This window comes from Streptomyces sp. NPDC028910 (genome assembly GCF_055564955.1).
Map to the genome: position 1 here is coordinate 1 of NZ_JBVHVF010000016.1, position 17625 is coordinate 17625.

A 17625-nucleotide genomic window follows, 5' to 3' on the forward strand; every position below is an offset into this window, starting at 1 on the left:
TTGCCGCGTTGTCGTCGGTCGTCGATGCTCCGCATGGACTCCCTCCTCCGCCTTGCAATGCACGGCACCAGACGACCCGGGCTATCCGACCCTGACCCGCCGGACACCCCCTAGGGCTGGGCGCGGACGCCGCAGCCACCGACCCGCGTTGCGAGCGTGCGCGCCTTTGCCAAGACTTCGCCAAGGCCGCGCCAACGCCTCGTACGGCGCACGCCCTCCAGGCCCGCCTGTGCATAGCTTGTCCTGATATGAGGGTTGAACCTGAAGGTCAGGGGGTCCCCGGGCGGCGCCGCCTCGTGAGGGCGGTGCTGACGGGCGTGGTGGCCGTGGGCACCGGACTGGTGGCCGGGTCCGCCGGGATCCCGGCCGCCTCCCGAGCCGGCGGAGCGGCCGGTTCGCGGCCCACCACGCCCGCGTCCGCGCTGGGGGAACTGGTGGCGGGGAACGCGCGCTGGCGGACGTACCACGAGCGTCACCCCGACCAGACGCGGACCGTGCGGCGGACGCTGGTCAGTGGCCAGCATCCGTTCGCCGTCGTCCTCGGCTGCGTCGACTCCCGCGTTCCCCCGGAGCTGGTCTTCGACCAGGGCCTGGGCGACCTGCTGACCGTGCGATCGGCGGGGGAGGTACTGGACGAGGCGGTGCTCGGGAGCATCGCGTACGGGGTTCTGGAACTGCGCATCCCGCTGATCGTCATCCTGGGGCACCAATCGTGCGGGGCGGTCGCCGCGGCCGTCCGGGCCGACGAGGGGGGAGCGCCGCTGCCGGGCCACATGCAGTACCTGGCCGATCAGATCCACCCCGCGATCGACCGGCGCCTTCGGGGGACCGCGCGGATCGATGCGGCGATCACCGCGAATGTGCGGCTGGTGCGGTCGCGACTGGCCGCGGAACCCGAACTGGCGGCCAAGGTGACGGCCAGGGAGCTGGCCGTGGTCGGAGCCCGGTACGAACTCACGAGCCAGCGGGTGCGCCGGATCCACTGACCGGCTGGATACGTGGGGTACACGGGGTACGCGGGGTACGCGGAGGAGGCGCGGGGGAGGCGTCGCACGAAATCCAGTTCGTCAGCCCAGGCGGCCCGCGCCGCACGTCCGGGTGATTATTTCCCGCTCCGGCCCCTTTGAGCGCTCAAGGCGCCCGACGGCCGCGAGAGTTGAGTCATGATCATCGACCCTGACCCCGCGCCCGACTCCGCGAACGAGCCCGACCCGGCGTCCAGTCCGGCGCCCGCCCAGCGACACTCCCGCCGTACCGTCATCGCCGGCGCCGCCGCAGTAGCGGGGGCCGGCGCGCTGACGGTCGCCGCCGCCTCCGCCGGTACCTCGCGGGCTCCGTCCGGCGTCGCGCCGACCGACTGGGACACCTGCCTCACCATCGCCCGGGCCATCCTCGTACGGGACGACGACGACCAGCCCCTGGTGCCCCGTTACGCGGACATCCTTCTGAAGAACGGCCTGCCCCGCTCCCGCACCCGCAAGAAGGTGCTGATCGTCGGCGCCGGGCCCGCCGGACTCACCGCCGCCCACCTGTTGCACACGGCCGGCCACCAGGTCACCGTCATCGAGGCCAACGGCAACCGGGTGGGCGGCCGGATCAAGACCTTCCGCGCCGGCGGCCACGAGAAGTCCGCCGCCCCCTTCGCCGACCCGAAGCAGTACGCCGAGGCCGGCGCCATGCGCATCCCCGACAGCCACCCGCTGGTCACCGGACTGATCGACAGCCTCGGTCTACAGCGCCGGCGCTTCCACCTGGTGGACGTCGACGGGTCCGGCCGCCCCGCCTACCGCACGTGGATCTTCGTCAACGGCATCCGCGTCCGCCGCGCCGACTACGCGCGCAGCCCGCAGGCCCTCAACCGCTCCTTCGGAGTCCCGGCGGCCTACGAGTCCCTTCCCGCCGCGCAGATCGTACGCAACGCCTTCGCGCCCGTACGCAAGGAGATCGAGGGCAAGAAGGACAAGGCGCTCGTCGAGGGCTGGGCGCGCGTCATCCAGCGTTACGGCCACATGTCGATGTACCGCTATCTCACCGAGGAGGCGAAGCTCGACGAGCGGACGATCGACCTGATCGGCACCGTCGAGAACCTCACCTCCCGCCTGCACCTCGCCTTCGTGCACAGTTTCATCGGGGCCTCCCTGATCAGTCCGGACACGGCCTTCTTCGAACTGCCCGGCGGAACCGCCACCTTGGCCGACGCCCTCTACGCCCGGGTCAAGGACCTCGTACGGCTCGACCGCCGCGCCACCCGGATCACGCACGGGGAGGGCAAGGTCTCCATCGACACCGTCTCCGAGGGCCGCGGCGGCAGCGCCGTGCGGCGCGAGACCTTCACCGGCGACACGGCGATCATCACCGTCCCCTTCTCCGGACTGCGCCACATCCCGGTCGCTCCCGCGCTCTCCTACGGAAAGCGGCGCGCGATCACCGAACTGCACTACGACGCGGCCACCAAGGTGCTGCTCGAATTCAGCCGTCGCTGGTGGGAGTTCGACGAAGCCGACTGGAAGCGCGAGCTGGAAGCCGTACAGCCCGGCCTGTACCGCAAGTACCAGCTCGGGCGGACCCCGGAGGACGGCGCCCTGCTGGGCGCCCACTCCTCCGTGAACAGCGCCCACATCTCCGGTGCCCAGCGCGCGCACTACGCGGCCTGCCGCAGCGCCACTCGCGATCAGCCCGAGGCGGCCGGGGTCATCGGTGGCGGCTCGGCCACCGACAACCCCAACCGCTTCATGTTCCAGCCCTCCTATCCCGTCGAGGGCAGCAAGGGCGGGGTGGTCCTCGCTTCCTACAGCTGGTCGGACGACGCCCTGAAGTGGGACTCCCTGGACGACGACGAGCGCTACCCCCGCGCGCTCGCCGGGGTCCAGGAGGTGTTCGGGCAGCGGATCGAGGTGTTCTACACCGGCGTCGGACGCACCCAGTCCTGGATGCGCGACCCGTACGCCTACGGCGAGGCCTCCGTGCTGCTGCCCGGTCAGCACACCGAGCTCTTCCCGCACGTCCGCACGTCCGAGGGCAGCCTGCACTTCGCCGGATGCCACACCTCCATCAAGCCGGCGTGGATCGAGGGAGCCCTGGAATCCGCGGTACGGACCGCCCTGGAGGTCCACTCGGTGGTCTGAGCCGCCGGATGGACCGTCAGCTCCCGGCGAGCACGATCAGCCAGTCGTGCTCGCTGAAGCGGACCCGCTGCCGCTTGTCGGGATTGAGCCGCACGCCGTAGGCGGGACCCGTGGCGGCCTGGGAACGCAGCCGGTAGCCGACCGCGCATTCGCCGCGGCGGCGCGCCGACTCGACGAGGGTGGCGAACGCGACCTCGCGACCGGTCCGGACGTAGTCCGCGACCGGTTTCAGGTAGAGCTCGTTCCCCTCCGCGTCGAACAGCTCCGCGAAGACGTCGGCGAGGTAGCGGCTCTCCGAGATCTGGGTCATGAGGAGACTGATCAGCCGACCGCTCACGATGAAGTCGGCGCCCTCCCGGGCGGGCGCGAGCAGCCGGTTGCCGTCGTCGGACATCTCGGTGGTGAGCGAGAGCTGGCGCTGTGCGCGGTCCCCGATCGCCCGCAGGTGCAGCAGCGTGACCAGCGTCCTGTCATCCGTTTCGGCCCCGCTCCCGGTCCCGGTCCCGCTCCCGGTCCCGGTCCCGGTCCCGGCGCCGGTCCCGGTCCCGGTCCCGGTCTCAGCCCCAGCCGCAGCCCCAGCTCCGGTCCCGGTCTCGCGGCCCGTCTCGCCGATGACGATCACACTGTCGTACGAGGGGACGTCCAGCTTGGCGAGGACCGCGGGATCGGTGATGTCCCCGCTGTGGAAGGTCACTTCGAGACGGCTCCCCGACACCGCGACGCCGGAGGCGGTCGGCGTGGTCGCATCGTCGGCGAGGGAGACCACGTCCAGGGTGGTTCCCGGGCCCACGAACTGGTCGAGCTGCTCCACGATGAGCGGGGCGCGGCGGTTCCAGCCGAGCAGGAGCAGGCGTTCCGCGAGGGGGATCCGGGGGCGGGCCGTGACGATCGCGTCCTCGTCGACCCAGGGTGCCGCGTCCGCCGGTACGGCCGTGTCGTCGTCCTGCGAGACGAGGATGATCCGGTCGCTCGCACCGATCGTCGTGCCCGGGTCCGGATTGAGCGCGACGGCGCCGTCAGAGCGCAGCAGACCGACCACCGAGGACGTGGTGAACGCCAGAAGGGCCTCGCCGAAGGTGCGGCCGGCGAGATCCCGGGCCGCCGCCGTGTAGAACTCGTCCCCCTCGAAGTCCAGTAATTCCTGGTAGACGAGCGAGAGACCGGGCTGGCGGGCGGTCTGGACGAGGAGCCGGGCGATGATGTCGTCGACACACAGGACGTGTCCGCCGGGCCCTGCGGCCAGCGCGGCCGTGACGTGGTTGCGGGTGTCACGGACGGCGGCGACCACCACCCCGTCACCGGACTGCGGGACCGCCGCGTTGAGGGCGAGCAGGGTCTTCACCACGTGGGCGTCGCCAGCGTCCCCGTCGGGAGGCAGGACGAGCACGGCCTTCGCGGTCTGCGGGCTCACCCGGGCGAGCACGGTCGGATCGGTGGTGCGGCCGCTGCGGCAGATGATCCTCGTCCTGCCGGCGTCGGTGACGCAGGTGGAGATCTCGTCCTCCATCTCCACCTTGTCCTTCGGGGCGAGGACGACGACGGCCGACTTGCGCTGGTTGGCGTTGGCGGCCACCAGTTCCCCGACCACCGGGAAGACCTGGTCGGACCAGCCCAGCACGACGGTGTGCCCCGCTTCCAGCACCGTGGAGTGGCCGCGGCGCAGCGCCATGACGCGCCGGTTGATGCCGGTGGTGATCAGACTGACCAGAGTCGACACGAACAGCAGGGCGACCAGGGCGAGTGCCACGGAGGCCAGCACGTAGAGGGGCGGGCCGACCGCACCACCGATCTTGAGCGTCTGCCCGACGCTGACCCACACGGCCGTGAGCCGGCCGGAGAGCGTCGTCGGGGCGGCCCGGTCGGCCCAGACGAGCACCGTGCTCGCCGGGAGCACCACGGCAAGGCAGGCCAGGGCGAACCAGCCGATGAGCGCGGTGGTTCCGCCTGCCACCAGATGGTCGAACCGGTACCGAAGGCGCAGCCGGAAGGTCGTCCTGTGCCGCTGCGCCATGCGAACTCCCTCGTCTTCCGTGCTGCTAACCCACCGGCGTCCCGTCGGTTACGGGTGAACCCCCTTCGCCGCTCGGGCGGTCGGCCCCGACGCCCCCGCGGTGTCCGGTACGGGCTCCTGCGGTACGGGCTCCCGTACGGGTTCCGGCAGCCGCCGGGCCAGCGCCCACGCCAGCACCGGCAGCACGGCCAGCGGCAGCAGGGCGGCGCGCAGCGAGGCGGCGTCCGCGGCCGCGCCGATGAGCGGGCCCGCGAGGCCGCCGACGCTCACCGTCAGGCCGAGGGTGACCCCGCTCGCCGTTCCCATGCGCGTCGGGAGGTAGTCCTGGCCCAGGGTGACCTGGAGCGAGAAGGGCACGTACAGGGCGACGGCGGCGAGCGCCGCGCAGACGTACACGAGCGGCAGCGGCAGCAGGAGGATCCCGGCGACGGCGGGCACGGCCGCGGCGTAGGACCGGTGGACGGTGGTCACCCGGCCCCACCGCCCGGCCAGCCGGCCGCCGAGCAGGGTGCCGCCCGCGCTGCCCGCGAACAGGGCGAACAGGGCCACGGCCCCGGCGGTTTCACCGCCGCCGCGCTCGCGTACGTACAGGGCGATGAAGGTGCTCAGGCCGATGAAGACGACGGACCGGACGATCACGACGAGGGAGAGCCTCAGGAAGGCCGGCCAGTCGTCCCGCGACGCCACCGCGCCGGACGCGGCCGGCTCGGCCGCCTTGCTCGTCCGGGCGCCGGACGGCGGCAGGTTGAGGAGCACACCGAGCGCGGCGGGCACGGCCAGCAGCCACCAGCCGGCCGGGCCGGGCACCGCCAGGGCGCCGACGACCAGCAGCGGCGCGCAGGCGAAGCCGATGTTGCCGCCGAGCGCGAACCAGCTCATCGCCGTGTGCCCGGCCCCGCCCACCGTGGCACGGACCAGCCGGGCGGCCGCCGGGTGGTACGCGGCGACGCCCAGCCCGGAGAGCGCGACGGCGGCCACCGTGGCCGGGTACCCGGCGTCCAGCCCGACCAGCGCGATGCCGAGCCCGGCTGCGGCCGTGGCCACCGGGATCAGCCAGGGCATCGGGTGCCGGTCGGTCAGCATCCCGAAGAGCGGCTGGACCACTGAGGAGAGGAGCGAGGCGGCGAGCACGATGCCGGACGCGGCGGCGTACCCGTACGCGCGCTCCGCCACGAGGAAGGGCACGAGCGCGGCGACGGCGCCCTGGTAGACGTCGACGCAGGAGTGGCCCGCCGAGAGGGCGGCGGTGCGGCGCCGCAGCGGAGTTGTTCCGGTCATTGACTTCACCGATCGAGAATCGCCCTCCCCGGCGGCGTCCCGCTTCCGATAAATTGCCGAGTGATGCAGAAAATCCGCCACACGCCGCGGGCCGCGACCAGCATCCGCGAGCTCGACACCGACATCGGGATCGATCCGCACCGTCACGACGACCACCAGATCGCCTACGCCGGTTCCGGCGTGCTGTCCATCACCACCGACGCCGGCACCTGGGTGGCCCCCGCCACCCGGGCCCTGTGGATCCCGGCCGGGACGGTGCACGAGCACCGCGCCTTCGGCCGTACCGACCTGCACTCCGTGGGCCTGCCGACCCGTCTCAACCCGCTGTCGCTGGACGCGCCCGCGGTCATCGCCGTCGGCCCGCTGCTGCGCGAGCTGATCCTGGCCTACACCCGCGGTCCCGAGGACGGCAGTCCTGAGCGGCGACGGCTGCTCGGGGTGCTCCTCGACCAGCTGCGGGCCTCGCCGCTGCAGCCGCTGCACCTGCCCGCCCCCGCCGACCCGCGGCTCGCGGCGGTGTGCGCGCTGCTGCACGCCGACCCCGCCGATCAGAGGGGGCTGGCGGCGCTCGCCGCGGCCGCGGGGGCGGGCGCCGGTGAGCGGACGCTGAGCCGGCTGTTCCGCGCCGAGCTGGGCATGACCTTCCCGCAGTGGCGCACCCAGCTGCGGCTGCACCGGGCGCTGCGGCTGCTGGCCGCCGGCGTCCCGGTGACCGCCGTGGCGCACCGCTGCGGGTGGTCGTCGGCGAGTGCGTTCATCGACGTCTTCCGCCGGGCCTTCGGGCAGACGCCCGGGGCCTACGGGCGGCCGTAGCGCAGGAGTACGACGCCGTTGCCGAAGGTGCGGGTGCCCTCCAGGCGCAGCGGGACCGTGCCGCTGTCGACGGGCGGGAAGAGTGGTTTGCCGCGGCCGATCCGCACCGGGTGCACATAGATCCGGTACGCGTCCACCAGGTCGTGGCGCAGGAACTCGGCGGCGAGATCGGCCCCGCCGACGACCAGGTCACCGCCGGGGGCCGCCTTGAGGGCGGCGACCTCCTCCGGCACGACGTCCCGCACGATCGTGGTGTTCCAGTCGGCCCGCTGAAGGGTGCGCGAGTACACGTACTTCGGGATCTCCCGCCAGAGGCGGGCGAACTCGACCATGACCGGGGTGCTCGCGGGGTCGGCGTCGGCGGTCGGCCAGAAGTCCGCCATCAGCTCGTACGTCACGCGGCCTTCCAGCAAACCGCCCAGCGCGCGGACCTCGTCGTTGAAGTGCTGGTGCAGTTCCTCGTCGACCACGTGCCAGTCGATCTGCCGCTCGGGACCCTCGATGTATCCGTCGAGGGACACCGACATCATGAGGATGATCTTCCGCATACCGGCCCACCCTACGCCGCGGACATACTGATCGCTGTGAAGACCGAAGACGACAGCGCCGACACCGTCCGCACGGCCGACGACACCGTCCTGTTCCACGTCGAGGGCCGGACCGGGGTGGTCACCCTCAACCGCCCCAAGGCCCTCAACGCCCTCACCCACCCCATGGTGCTGCGGATCGACGAGGCGCTCGGCGCCTGGCAGGACGACCCCGCCGTCCACCAGGTCCTGATCCGGGGAGCCGGGGAGCGCGGACTGTGCGCGGGCGGGGACATCCGGGCCATCCACGACGACGCCAAGGCGGGGACCACCGCCTCCGCCGGCTTCTGGCGCGACGAGTACCGGCTCAACGCCCGGATCGCCCGCTACCCCAAGCCGTACGTCGCCCTCATGGACGGCATCGTCATGGGCGGCGGCGTCGGCGTCTCCGCCCACGGCGGCGTGCGCGTCGTCACCGAGCGCTCGCGCGTCGCCATGCCCGAGACCGGCATCGGCTTCGTCCCCGACGTCGGCGGGACCTGGCTGCTCGGGCGCGCCCCCGGCCGGCTCGGCACCCACCTCGCCCTCACCGGCGCCCCCGTGGGCGCCGCCGACGCCTTGCTCTGCGGGCTCGCCGACCACTTCGTACCCGCCGGCCGGCTCCCGGAGCTCACCGCCGCTCTCGCCACGGCGCCCGCCCACGAGGTGCTGCCGCGGTACGCCGCCACGCCCGAGCCCGGTGAACTCGCCGGCCGACGGTGGTGGATCGACCACTGCTACGCGGCGGACACGGTCGAGGAGATCGTGGAGCGGCTGCTCGGCCAGGGGGAGCCGGCGGCCAAGGAGGCCGCCGAGACGATCCTGGCCAAGTCCCCGACCGCCCTCAAGGTCACCCTCGCCGCCGTACGCCGGGCCGTGGCCCTCGGCACGCTGGAGCGGGTGCTGGCCCAGGAGTTCCGGGTCTCCTGCAACGCGCTGGGCTCGCCCGACCTCGTGGAGGGCATCCGGGCCCAGGTCGTCGACAAGGACCGCGATCCGCGCTGGTCCCCGCCGACCCTGGCCGAGGTCACCGACGCGGACGTGGAGCGGTTCTTCGCCCCGCTCGGCGAGGGCCGCGAACTGCGTCTGCCGGAGGGTTGACCCGGCCGCGGCCGAGCCGGACCGCCGCGACGATCCGTGCGGTAAAACTGGTGTCACGGCGGCCCGTGTCCCGGCAGCATGTCCCGATGCCCGCCATGCCCGCCGCACCCGCCGTGCCCACGGACCGCGTCCTGCTCCTCGCCCCGCGCGCCTCCGATACGGCGCGCCGCCTCTCCGAAACGGCCGCGGGCCGTGGGCCTTAGCGGTAGCCGGTCGTGTCCGCCGGGCGGTTCGGGTCCTGGACCTCGACCAGGTAGCGCCAGGCGTCCGGTCGGCTGCCGTCGAGGTCCGTGAAGCCGTAGACCCGCGCGAGCTGCCCGCTGGAGAGGGAACGGCCGTTCCAGCGCGACACCTCCGGGTCCGCGGCGAGCGCCGCGACCGCCCGGCCCACGTACGCCGGGGTCTCGGAGATGGCGAAGTGCGGGACCCGGGCCAGCGCGTCCCGCCAGTTCGCCTCCGTCACCCCGAAGTTGTCGAGCATCATCTCCGAGCGCAGCCAGCCCGGGGTCAGCGCCACCGCCGTCGCCCCGCGCGGCCCCAGCTCGTGCCCCAGCGCGAACGCCATGCGCAGGACGGCGGACTTGGCGATGTCGTAGAAGAAGGACACCCGGTAGTTGCTCGCGTTGTACTCGGCGGTGCCGTCCGTCATCTCCACCACCAGCCCGCCCGGCTCGCGCAGCACCAACGGCAGAGCGAAATGGCTGGTGATGGCATGGGTCTCCACCGCCAGCCGCATCAGCCGCAGCCCCTTGTCCAGGTCGTGCTCCCAGACCGTGCTGTCCCACTCGAAGAGCAGCTCCCCGCCCCAGATGTCGTTGACCAGCACGTTCAGGCGCCCCTGCTCGGTGTCGATCCGCCGGACCAGCGCCTCCACCTCGCCCGGCACCAGATGGTCGGCGACCACCGCGATCCCCTGACCGCCCGCCGCGGTGACCAGCTCGGCGGTCTCCTCGATCGTCTCGGGCCGGTCGTACTCCGAGCGCCTTCCCCGGGTGCTGCGCCCCGACACGTACACGATCGCGCCCTGCGCGCCGAGCTGGACCGCGATGCCGCGGCCCGCGCCCCGCGTCGCCCCGGCCACGAGGGCCACCCTGCCTTCGAGAGTCCGCTGTGCTTCCGCCATGCCCCGACCCTACGACGGTCCGCCTGCCCGAAACCTGCCGAACACGGCCACCACCGCCAGGGACAACAGCAGCCCGCCCGCCGCCAGCCCCAGCGCCCAGCCCGGCCCCCACAGGGTCCAGACCGCCCCGAAGAGCAGGGAACCCGCGAACCGGGCCAGCGCCTGCGCGGTCTGGAGCACCGCGAGCCCGGTGGTGCGCAGCTCGGCCGGCAGCAGCGGCCCGGCGGCCGCCATCAGCACCCCGTCGGTGGCCGCGTAGAACAGGCCGAGCAGCGCGAGCACACCGACGGCCAGCAGCGCCCCGGCCGGTACCGGGGCCAGGAGCAGCAGGCAGGCGGCGAGCAGCAGCACGTGCCCGCAGAGGAAGACCCGGTGGCGGCCCAGCCGGTCGGCGAGCCGGCCCACGGGCAGCGCGGCCAGCAGGAACACGGCCGCCGTGCCCACGGGCAGCAGCGGGAAGTACCCGGCCGCCAGGTCGAGCCGGCGCTGGAGCAGCAGGTAGAGGAAGGCGTCGCCGACCGTGAACAGGCCGAGCACGGCAGCGGTCAGGCAGAGCCGCCGCAGGCCGGAAAGGCGTAGGAGGGTGCGTACGGGGGGCAGCGGAGCCCGGGCGCTGACGGCGGCGGGCGCGGGGGCCTCCCGCACGAAGAGCGCGAGCAGCACCACGCCCAGTACGGCGATGCAGCAGCTCACGGTGAACACGGCCTCGTACCCGTCCACCGCCACCCACAGCACCCCGAACGCTGCCAGCGGCCCCAGCAGCGCGCCCGCCGTGTCCAGGGCGCGGTGCACCCCGAAGGCGCGGCCCTGCTGCTCGGGCGGAACGGACAGCGAGATCAGCGCATCGCGCGGGGCGGTGCGCAGGCCCTTGCCGGTCCGGTCGGCGGCGAGCACCGCCGCCACCGACCAGGGGGTGGTGACGGCGAGCAGGGCCGCCTTGCACACGGCGGAGAGCGCGTAGCCGGTGCCCGCGACGAGCTTGCGGCGACGGGTGCGGTCGGAGATCCGGCCGCCCGCGAGGCGCAGCAGTGCGGTGGCGCCGTGCTGCAGACCGTCCAGGGCGCCGAAGGCCAGCGGGGACATGCCGAGCCCCGCCATCAGGTACAGCGGCAGGACCGCGGTGACCATCTCCGCGGAGACGTCCGTGACCAGGCTGACCAGTCCGAGCGCGAACACCGTGCCGGGGACGGCCCGCAAGGGGCCCTTCGCGGCCGGGGTGTCCCCGGCGATGTCCGCGGCCCGGCTGGTCGACAGGTACACGGGACGTCTCCTCCGGGTGTCTAGAACCAGTTGACGGTGAGCGGGAAGGCGGCGGTGACGGTCGCGCCCGTGGAGTCGGTGGCCGTCGCGGTGATCTGGAGCGTGCCGCTGGCCCACGGTTTGCCGCTGATCCGGCCGGTGCCGGCGTCGACGGTCAGGCCCCAGGGCAGGCCGGTGGCCGCGTACCGGACCGGGGGCTTGCCGCCGGTGGAGCTGAGCTGGATGGTGCAGGACTGGTTGAACTTGCAGGTCTGCGGGCCGGGATTGGCCAGCTTCAGGTCACCTGGAGTGGGCGTCGGAGTCGGGGTCGGGGTGGGCGTGGGTGTCGGTGTGGGAGTCGGCGTGGGTGTGGGCGTGGGCGTGGGATCCGTCGAGCTGACGAACACCTCACTGATCGGCTGGACGTTGGCCGCGTTGCCCGCGTGCGTCGTACCGAACAGGTCCTCGAAGGTCCGCAGCAGGTGGTGGTGGTTGAAGGGGGTGGCGTACTTGCCCGTCTTGACGTGCGCCCCGTAGAAGACGGTGGCGATCTGGTTGGAGCCCAGGAAGTTGTCCTCGTCCCAGGTCAGGACCAGCAGGCTGTTGTTGGCCTTCGCCCACTGCGCGTAGGCGTCGATGTTGTTCTTCGTCCAGGTGTCCCCCGTGCTCACGGAGCACGAGTGCATGTCGTTGCACTGGTTCGGGACGATGAAGGACAGGTGGGGCAGTGCGGCGAAGTTGTTCTGCGGGAACTGCGCCCAGGTCTTCCCGGTGTTCAGCGGCACGTTCTTGAAGGCGAACCACGGGTTGTGCTTCTGCGCGTACTGGCCGTTCGTACAGGCGGTGGACCCCTCGCTCGGCAGGTCCTCGTTGTACGTCGCGAAGGTCTTGCCGGCCGCGATCAGCTCCTGGCCGAGATTGGGCGCCGTCATCGACTGCGGGACGTAGCAGCCGTCCCCCGTGATGCCCTGCGTGGCGCCCGAGAAGAGGTTGAAGTAGTTCGGCTGGCTGGGGTGGGTCAGTGCCTTCATGGCGGTCAGGCTCGCGCCGCCGTTCGCGAGCTGGTTGATGTACGGGGCGTTGGCGCTGCCGATGATCTCGCCGTACTGCTTGTTCTCGTACACGACGACCACCACGTGGTCGTACGACGGCAGTGCGGGGGCGGCGCTCACGGTGGCGGAAGTGTTCTCCGCGGCCTGCGAGTTGGCCACGGTGAAGGCGCCCAGCAGGCCGAGCGTGCCGATCCCGGCCACGAGCGCGGACCATCGGGCCCGGCGTCTCGCGCGCGCCGTCGGTGAGGGGCGGGGCGTCGGTATGGGCATGGGCATGGGTGGTTCCTCCTTCTTCTCGGTGGGCCCGGTGGGCCCGGTGGGCCCGGTGGGCCGGGCGGGCCGGTGGGTCGGTCCGCCCGGTGGTTCGGTCGGGTCATTCCTCGCGCCGGGCCGCACCGGCCACGGCGATGTTCAGGAACCGCGGTACGGGTCGCCCCCGGTCGCGGAAGTCCTCCGCGACGGCGGCCCGGACCGCCGCCAGCCGCGCGCCGGGCAGCAGCACCAGTACGCTCCGCCCCGGCCGCTGCCCGGGCGGCCAGGCGCTCAGCGCCCCGGCCCGGCGGGCGAGAGCCACGGCCCGCGCCAGCTCGCGGGGCCGGTCCGAGGCCTCGCCGCGCACGGCCATCAGCACCAGCCGCGCTCCCGAGGCGGCCGGGTCGAAGGCGACGTAGCGCTGCCGCCGCCGGGGTTCCGCGCCCAGCAGCAGCGCCCTGCCCGACCGGGCGAAGAGCACGGCCCGGCGCAAGCCGTCGTCGCCGTCCGGCAGCGCTTCGGACAGCAGCCGGGCCAGGTATTCGCGGTCCGGCCCCTCGCCCGCCCCCGTGTGTACGTCGGCCACCGCCAGCGCCACCGCGCAGTCGGCCGGCTCCGCCGTGGCCAGCCCGGCGGCCCCCGTGAGCGAGCCCTGCACGTGCAGATCGGTCCCGCCGCTGCCGTACCCGGCCCGGGCCAGCGCCCGCAGCACGGCGTACGGCCGGACGGCCCAGGCGGGTGCGGAGGGCGGCGGTCCGGACAGGGTCAGCGGCAGATCGCAGCTGTCAGCGGGATGCCCGAGCGAACTGAGCCGCACCAGGCCGTCGGTGCGCGGGGCCGCGGCGGCGGCCGTCGGCCAGCCGGCCGCCGCGACCAGCCCGCGGGAGCCCAGGTGGAAGGCGTACGGGGCGCTCCACACGGCGGCCGCGGGCCGGCCGTGCGCGGCTTCCAGGGCGTAGGCGACGAGGCGGAACAGCGGATCGGCGGTGGCCCGCCGGGCCAGGTCGCCGCCGGCGAGGTCGGCTGCTGCTGCGGTGTCCGGTCGGCTGGTGTCGGTCAGGGCCTCTCCGGCGGGATTGGCGGCCACCGCCCTGCTCCTGCGCGCGGCGCCGGCGGGCGCGGCACGACCCGCGCCCGTCACGGGACGTCCTTGCGGGCCAGCATCCGGTAGGCGTTCCCGCCGTCCGTGTGCCGGGCCGCCGCCGTGCGCAGCGCGTCGAGCACCGCCGCGCCGGCGAAGCACGGCAGGGCGGCGGCCCGTACGGCAAGGGCGAGGGCCCGGGCCCGGCGGGTGGCGGGGGGACCCCACGGCCGGTCCGGATCCGGGGCCAGCCGCGTCGCGGTCAGAGCCACCGCGCCGAAGAAGTCATTGCCCTGGTGGGCGGGGCCGTGCTCCTCGGCGAGGACGGTGAATCCCCGGTCGGCCAGTGCCTCGCGCAGGTTCGCGGCGGGCACGAGGTGCTGGTGCTGGGGCTGGAACCAGGGCAGCCACGCCGGGCCGAGGAGCCGGGCCATCCGGGACTCCGGGTCGGGCAGCTCGATGGTCAGGAACCCGCCGGGGGCGAGGACCGCGGCCGCCGCGTCCAGTTCGGCGAGCGGATCCCGGGTGTGCTCCAGGTAGTGGTACATGCTGACGACCTCGTACTGGCCCGCCAGTTTCGACGCGAACTCCGGGAACTGGCCCTGGTATCCCGTCTCCACCCAGCCGCGGCGCTCGGCCCCGCGGACCCCGTCGCCCATGTCGAGCCCGTCGAACCGGGTCCGCGGCCACACGGCCCGCGCCGCGTTGCAGAAGTGACCGTGTCCGGTGCCGACATCGAGCCAGGTCGCCGGGTCGGCGTGCGGGAGGAGCATCTCGGCTCGGCTCCGGTAGGCGGCGCCGAGCCGTCCGAAAACCGTGCCCGCGCCCTCGCCGCCGCGACCGTCGTAGAAGTCGCGGTAGTAGAACTCCAGCCCCTCGACGGTCAGTCGGGGGTTCTGGAAGACGTGCCCGCAGTCCCCGCACCGCTCCAGGGTGAACCGGCCGGGCTTGCCCTGGAGCAGGTCGGGCACCCGGACCCGGACGGTGAGCCGGCGGGAGCCGCACCACGGGCACTCCTGGCGGCGCGGTTCGAGGAAGTGACCGGTGCCCCCGGCCAGTTCGTCCCGGTAGGCGGCGGCCCGGGCGGCGGCGTCCCCGATGTCCCCGGCGCTGCGGGCCCGGCCGGCCGCCGCGGCCGTACGCAGGGCAGCGCCGAGGGAGCGCGCCGGCCGGGCCGCGGTGGCCCGGGCGAGGTCGGCGGGGCGCAGCGGGGAGCCCGGGCCGCCGAGGGCGAGGTACGGCTGGAGCCAGTACAGCCCGGCCGCGGCGGCGCCCCACCGGCCCTGGCGCAGGGCGACGCCCGCGAGCAGCGCCAGCCCGCACAACTGCGCGGCGGCCAGCGCCCCCGGCGGCAGCCCCTGGGCCCGCAGCTCGGCGGCCCGTGCCGGTCCGCGTGTCCGCTCAGGTCCTCCGCAGCTCAGGCCGGGCGCGATGGCCAGCCCCGTGGCGTCGGCCGCGTACTCCTTCAAACGGCGGGTCAGCGCGAGGAGTTCCGCCGGCTCCAGGCGCGGTCCGACCGGATCCAGCCCGCCCGGACCCACTGGGCCCGGATCCGCCCCGCCCGGATCCACTCCGGCCCGCGCCAGCACCTCCTCGGTGACGAGCACGGCGAACCCGGCCCCGCGCCCCTCACCGAGCCGGTCCTGCCGGTAGCGGGCCGGATCGACCAGGCGCAGCAGCCCCAGCACCCGCTCGGCCGCCAGGTCCGCGGGCAGCAGGTCCAGTACCCGCAGGCCCTCCCCTTCAGCGTGCGCGCACGCGGCGAGGAAGGTGGCCGCATCGGGCTCGACCCCCCGGGCGGTGAGCAGCCGCCACCCGGCGGCGCGCGGTACCCCGTACGGCGCGGGCGGGGTCACCGGCAGCACCGGGATCGCCCGCAGCCGGCGTCCGGCGCGTACGGTGCCCGCGCCGAGGGCGGCCAGTACCACCGCGGAGGTCCACCGGACCCGGGAGAGCGGGGGTGGCGTCATAGCAGTTTCTCCAACCGGTCGGCCGCGGCGGCGGCCCCGCCCGCCGCGGCGAATGAGGCCTGGATCTTCCGGGCGGCCCGGCGGGGGCCGGGGTCGTCCAGTACGGCCGTGAGCGCGTCGCGCAGTTCCTCGGCCCGGGTCCTGCCGAACCGCACCCGGATCCCGGCTCCGGCCTCGACCACTTGCCGGGCCACGATCGGCTGGTCGTCGCGGATCGGCGCGACGACCAGCGGCAGCCCGTACGCGAGGGCCTCGCAGACGGTGTTGTGGCCGGCATGGCAGACCACCGCGTCCAGGTGCGGCAGCAGGTCCAGTTGCGGCACGCTCTCCCGGAGCAGTACGTGGTCCGGCGCGGCCCCGACCAGCGCGGAGGGTGCCGCCAGCACCAACTGGACGTCCTCGGCGAGGCGTTCGGCGGCGCCCAGCACCGCGCCGTAGAAGCGGGCGCCGGCCTCCTGGTTCAGGGTGCCCAGGGACACCAGCACCCGCCGCCGCGCCGGATCCAGCCGCTGCCAGGGGAAACCGGGCGCGGTCGGCCGGGCCCCGAAGGCCGGCCCGACGAAGGCGTAGTGCGGCGGAGGCTCCCCGGTCCCGGCCGTTCCCACCAGTTCGGGAGTGGAGAAGACCAGCACCAGCCGCTCCGAGAACCGCGGGTCCCAGCCTCCCGGGTCCCAGCCTCCCGGATCCCGCGCCGCCGCTCCGTACTCGGCGAGCAGGCCGTGGATCTGCCCGGCCACCCACTCGCCGACCTTCGGGAAGTCGGCGAAGGGCCGGGTGAGTTCGGCCGAGGTGCTGGCGGACGTCGCCCACGGGACGCCGAGCCGCCGGGCGACCAGCGGTCCGGCCAGGGCCTGCTGGTCGGCGACCATCACGTCCGGCCCGAACGCGCGGACGGCCCGTGTCACCCCCGGCACCATCGCCCGGGCCAGCGGCACCAGCGCCTCCTCCCACAGGAACCGCAGCGCCCCGACCCCGCGCAGATCGCGCCAGCGTTCGTGCAGGGCCGCGTACCCGCCGCCCACATCCTCGCCGGCCGGCAGGATCCGGGCGTGGGCGGGCAGCAGCCGGGACAGCGCCGCGGCCGGCCCCGTCCAGGCGACCTCGTGTCCCCGGGCGGCCAGTTCGGCCCCGACGGCCACGGTCGGATTGACGTGCCCGGCCAGCGGCGGCACGGTGAACAGCACCCTCATGGGACCAGCGCTCCCGCCCGCGGCCGCGCCGCCACCGCGGCCGTCGCGTCGAGATGGGCGAGCACGGCTTCCCGTAGGACCCCGCTGCTCTCCTTCAGCACGTCGTGCCCCAGACCCGGCAGGATCCGCAGGGCCCCCTGCGGGGCGTGGCGGGCCAGCTCCCGGGCTCCCGGGACCAGTTCGGAGTGTTCGCCGCAGACGATCAGGACCGGGCAGCGCAGCCGGGCGTAGTCGGCCGGGGTGAAGGTGCGGCTCGCGGCGATGTCGTCGATGAGCGTGGTGCGGTTGAGGAGGGCGTCGGCGATGGCCGTGAGGTTGGCGGCCTTGCGCAGGCGCAGGGCGAGCAGCTCGGCGGGCACCTGGCTGTCCTCCAGGCTGAGCGCGGCGGCCGACAGGGTGTCCACCATGTTCTCCACCCAGGCTCCGCCGAGCGGGGGTTCGAGGAGGGTGAGCCCGGCGACCAGATCGGGCCGGGCGAGGGCGGCGTGCAGGGCCAGGGTCCCGCCGTAGCTGTTGCCGACCAGGTGGACCGGGCGCTGCCCGAGGTCCAGCGCCTCGAGCAGGGCGAAGAGGTCCCGTACGGCGGTGCGGCTGTCGTAGCCGGTGGCCGGGCGTTCGGTGCGGCCGTGGCCGCGCAGGTCGTAGAGGACGGCCTCGTGCCCGGACCGGGCCACCGGGACGGCCAGGGGGCAGTAGAAGGAGGACAGGTTGTCGACGACCAGGCCGTGCAGGAACACGACGACGGGGCGGTCGGGGGCGCCGGCGGTGGCCGGGAGCCGCTGGACGTGGAAGCGCAGGGAGTGGGCGAGTACGACGGCCATGGC

14 protein-coding genes are annotated in these 17625 nt (G+C 74.1%); 4 read left to right on the plus strand and 10 right to left on the minus strand.

Translation table 11 applies throughout. The features are described from left to right. The first annotated feature begins 248 nt into the window (after nucleotides 1–248). Nucleotides 249–986, plus strand: coding sequence for a carbonic anhydrase (locus ACZ4TV_RS20035; RefSeq protein ID WP_468136020.1), 738 nt, complete (start codon nucleotides 249–251; stop codon nucleotides 984–986). Nucleotides 987–1163: 177 nt separating this feature from the next. Further along, nucleotides 1164–3125: a flavin monoamine oxidase family protein gene (locus tag ACZ4TV_RS20040; RefSeq protein WP_468136021.1), complete on the plus strand. Its 1962-nt coding sequence runs from the start codon at nucleotides 1164–1166 to the stop codon at nucleotides 3123–3125. A 16-nt stretch (nucleotides 3126–3141) separates the two neighbouring features. On the opposite strand, the gene ACZ4TV_RS20045 is transcribed toward ACZ4TV_RS20040, so the two are convergent. Beyond that, a complete protein-coding gene (locus tag ACZ4TV_RS20045; RefSeq protein WP_468136022.1) occupies nucleotides 3142–5136 on the minus strand; it encodes a CASTOR/POLLUX-related putative ion channel in 1995 nt (664 codons plus the stop codon). Nucleotides 5137–5184: 48 nt separating this feature from the next. Next, nucleotides 5185–6414 (minus strand): MFS transporter, encoded by a 1230-nt coding sequence (locus tag ACZ4TV_RS20050; protein ID WP_468136023.1) that lies wholly within the window; start codon nucleotides 6412–6414, stop codon nucleotides 5185–5187. Nucleotides 6415–6477: 63 nt separating this feature from the next. Here ACZ4TV_RS20050 and ACZ4TV_RS20055 point away from each other — a divergent pair, with 63 nt between their 5' ends. Then, complete coding sequence (locus ACZ4TV_RS20055) at nucleotides 6478–7227, plus strand: AraC family transcriptional regulator (protein ID WP_468136024.1); 750 nt, start codon at nucleotides 6478–6480, stop codon at nucleotides 7225–7227. On the opposite strand, the gene ACZ4TV_RS20060 is transcribed toward ACZ4TV_RS20055, so the two are convergent. Then, on the minus strand, nucleotides 7212–7775 hold the full coding sequence (locus ACZ4TV_RS20060; RefSeq protein ID WP_468136025.1) for a dihydrofolate reductase family protein: 564 nt from the start codon (nucleotides 7773–7775) through the stop codon (nucleotides 7212–7214). The two genes, ACZ4TV_RS20055 and ACZ4TV_RS20060, sit on opposite strands and share 16 nt — an antisense overlap. 36 nt (nucleotides 7776–7811) lie before the next feature. Between ACZ4TV_RS20060 and ACZ4TV_RS20065 the strand changes: the two genes are divergently transcribed. Continuing rightward, nucleotides 7812–8894: an enoyl-CoA hydratase/isomerase family protein gene (locus ACZ4TV_RS20065; protein ID WP_468136026.1), complete on the plus strand. Its 1083-nt coding sequence runs from the start codon at nucleotides 7812–7814 to the stop codon at nucleotides 8892–8894. Nucleotides 8895–9093: 199 nt separating this feature from the next. Here ACZ4TV_RS20065 and ACZ4TV_RS20070 read toward each other — a convergent pair whose 3' ends face one another. The 7 genes from ACZ4TV_RS20070 to ACZ4TV_RS20100 form a co-directional block, all read right to left on the minus strand. Beyond that, a complete protein-coding gene (locus tag ACZ4TV_RS20070; RefSeq protein WP_468136027.1) occupies nucleotides 9094–10017 on the minus strand; it encodes an SDR family oxidoreductase in 924 nt (307 codons plus the stop codon). 9 nt (nucleotides 10018–10026) lie between these two features. Further along, nucleotides 10027–11277, minus strand: a complete 1251-nt coding sequence (locus tag ACZ4TV_RS20075) for an MFS transporter (RefSeq protein WP_468136028.1) — start codon at nucleotides 11275–11277, stop codon at nucleotides 10027–10029. A 20-nt stretch (nucleotides 11278–11297) separates the two neighbouring features. Continuing rightward, the gene (locus ACZ4TV_RS20080) at nucleotides 11298–12584 is read right to left on the minus strand and encodes an alkaline phosphatase family protein (RefSeq protein WP_468136029.1); all 1287 of its coding nucleotides are present in this window, start codon (nucleotides 12582–12584) and stop codon (nucleotides 11298–11300) included. 97 nt (nucleotides 12585–12681) lie between these two features. Continuing rightward, nucleotides 12682–13647, minus strand: a complete 966-nt coding sequence (locus tag ACZ4TV_RS20085; protein WP_468136030.1) for a galactokinase — start codon at nucleotides 13645–13647, stop codon at nucleotides 12682–12684. A 50-nt stretch (nucleotides 13648–13697) separates the two neighbouring features. Continuing rightward, nucleotides 13698–15611, minus strand: a complete 1914-nt coding sequence (locus tag ACZ4TV_RS20090; RefSeq protein WP_468136031.1) for a methyltransferase domain-containing protein — start codon at nucleotides 15609–15611, stop codon at nucleotides 13698–13700. Then, a complete protein-coding gene (locus ACZ4TV_RS20095; RefSeq protein WP_468136032.1) occupies nucleotides 15608–16801 on the minus strand; it encodes a glycosyltransferase in 1194 nt (397 codons plus the stop codon). The genes ACZ4TV_RS20090 and ACZ4TV_RS20095 overlap by 4 nt, the downstream gene beginning before the upstream one ends. After that, nucleotides 16798–17622, minus strand: coding sequence for an alpha/beta fold hydrolase (locus ACZ4TV_RS20100; RefSeq protein ID WP_468136033.1), 825 nt, complete (start codon nucleotides 17620–17622; stop codon nucleotides 16798–16800). Before ACZ4TV_RS20100 ends, ACZ4TV_RS20095 begins: the two co-directional genes overlap by 4 nt. Nucleotides 17623–17625 lie beyond the last annotated feature (3 nt).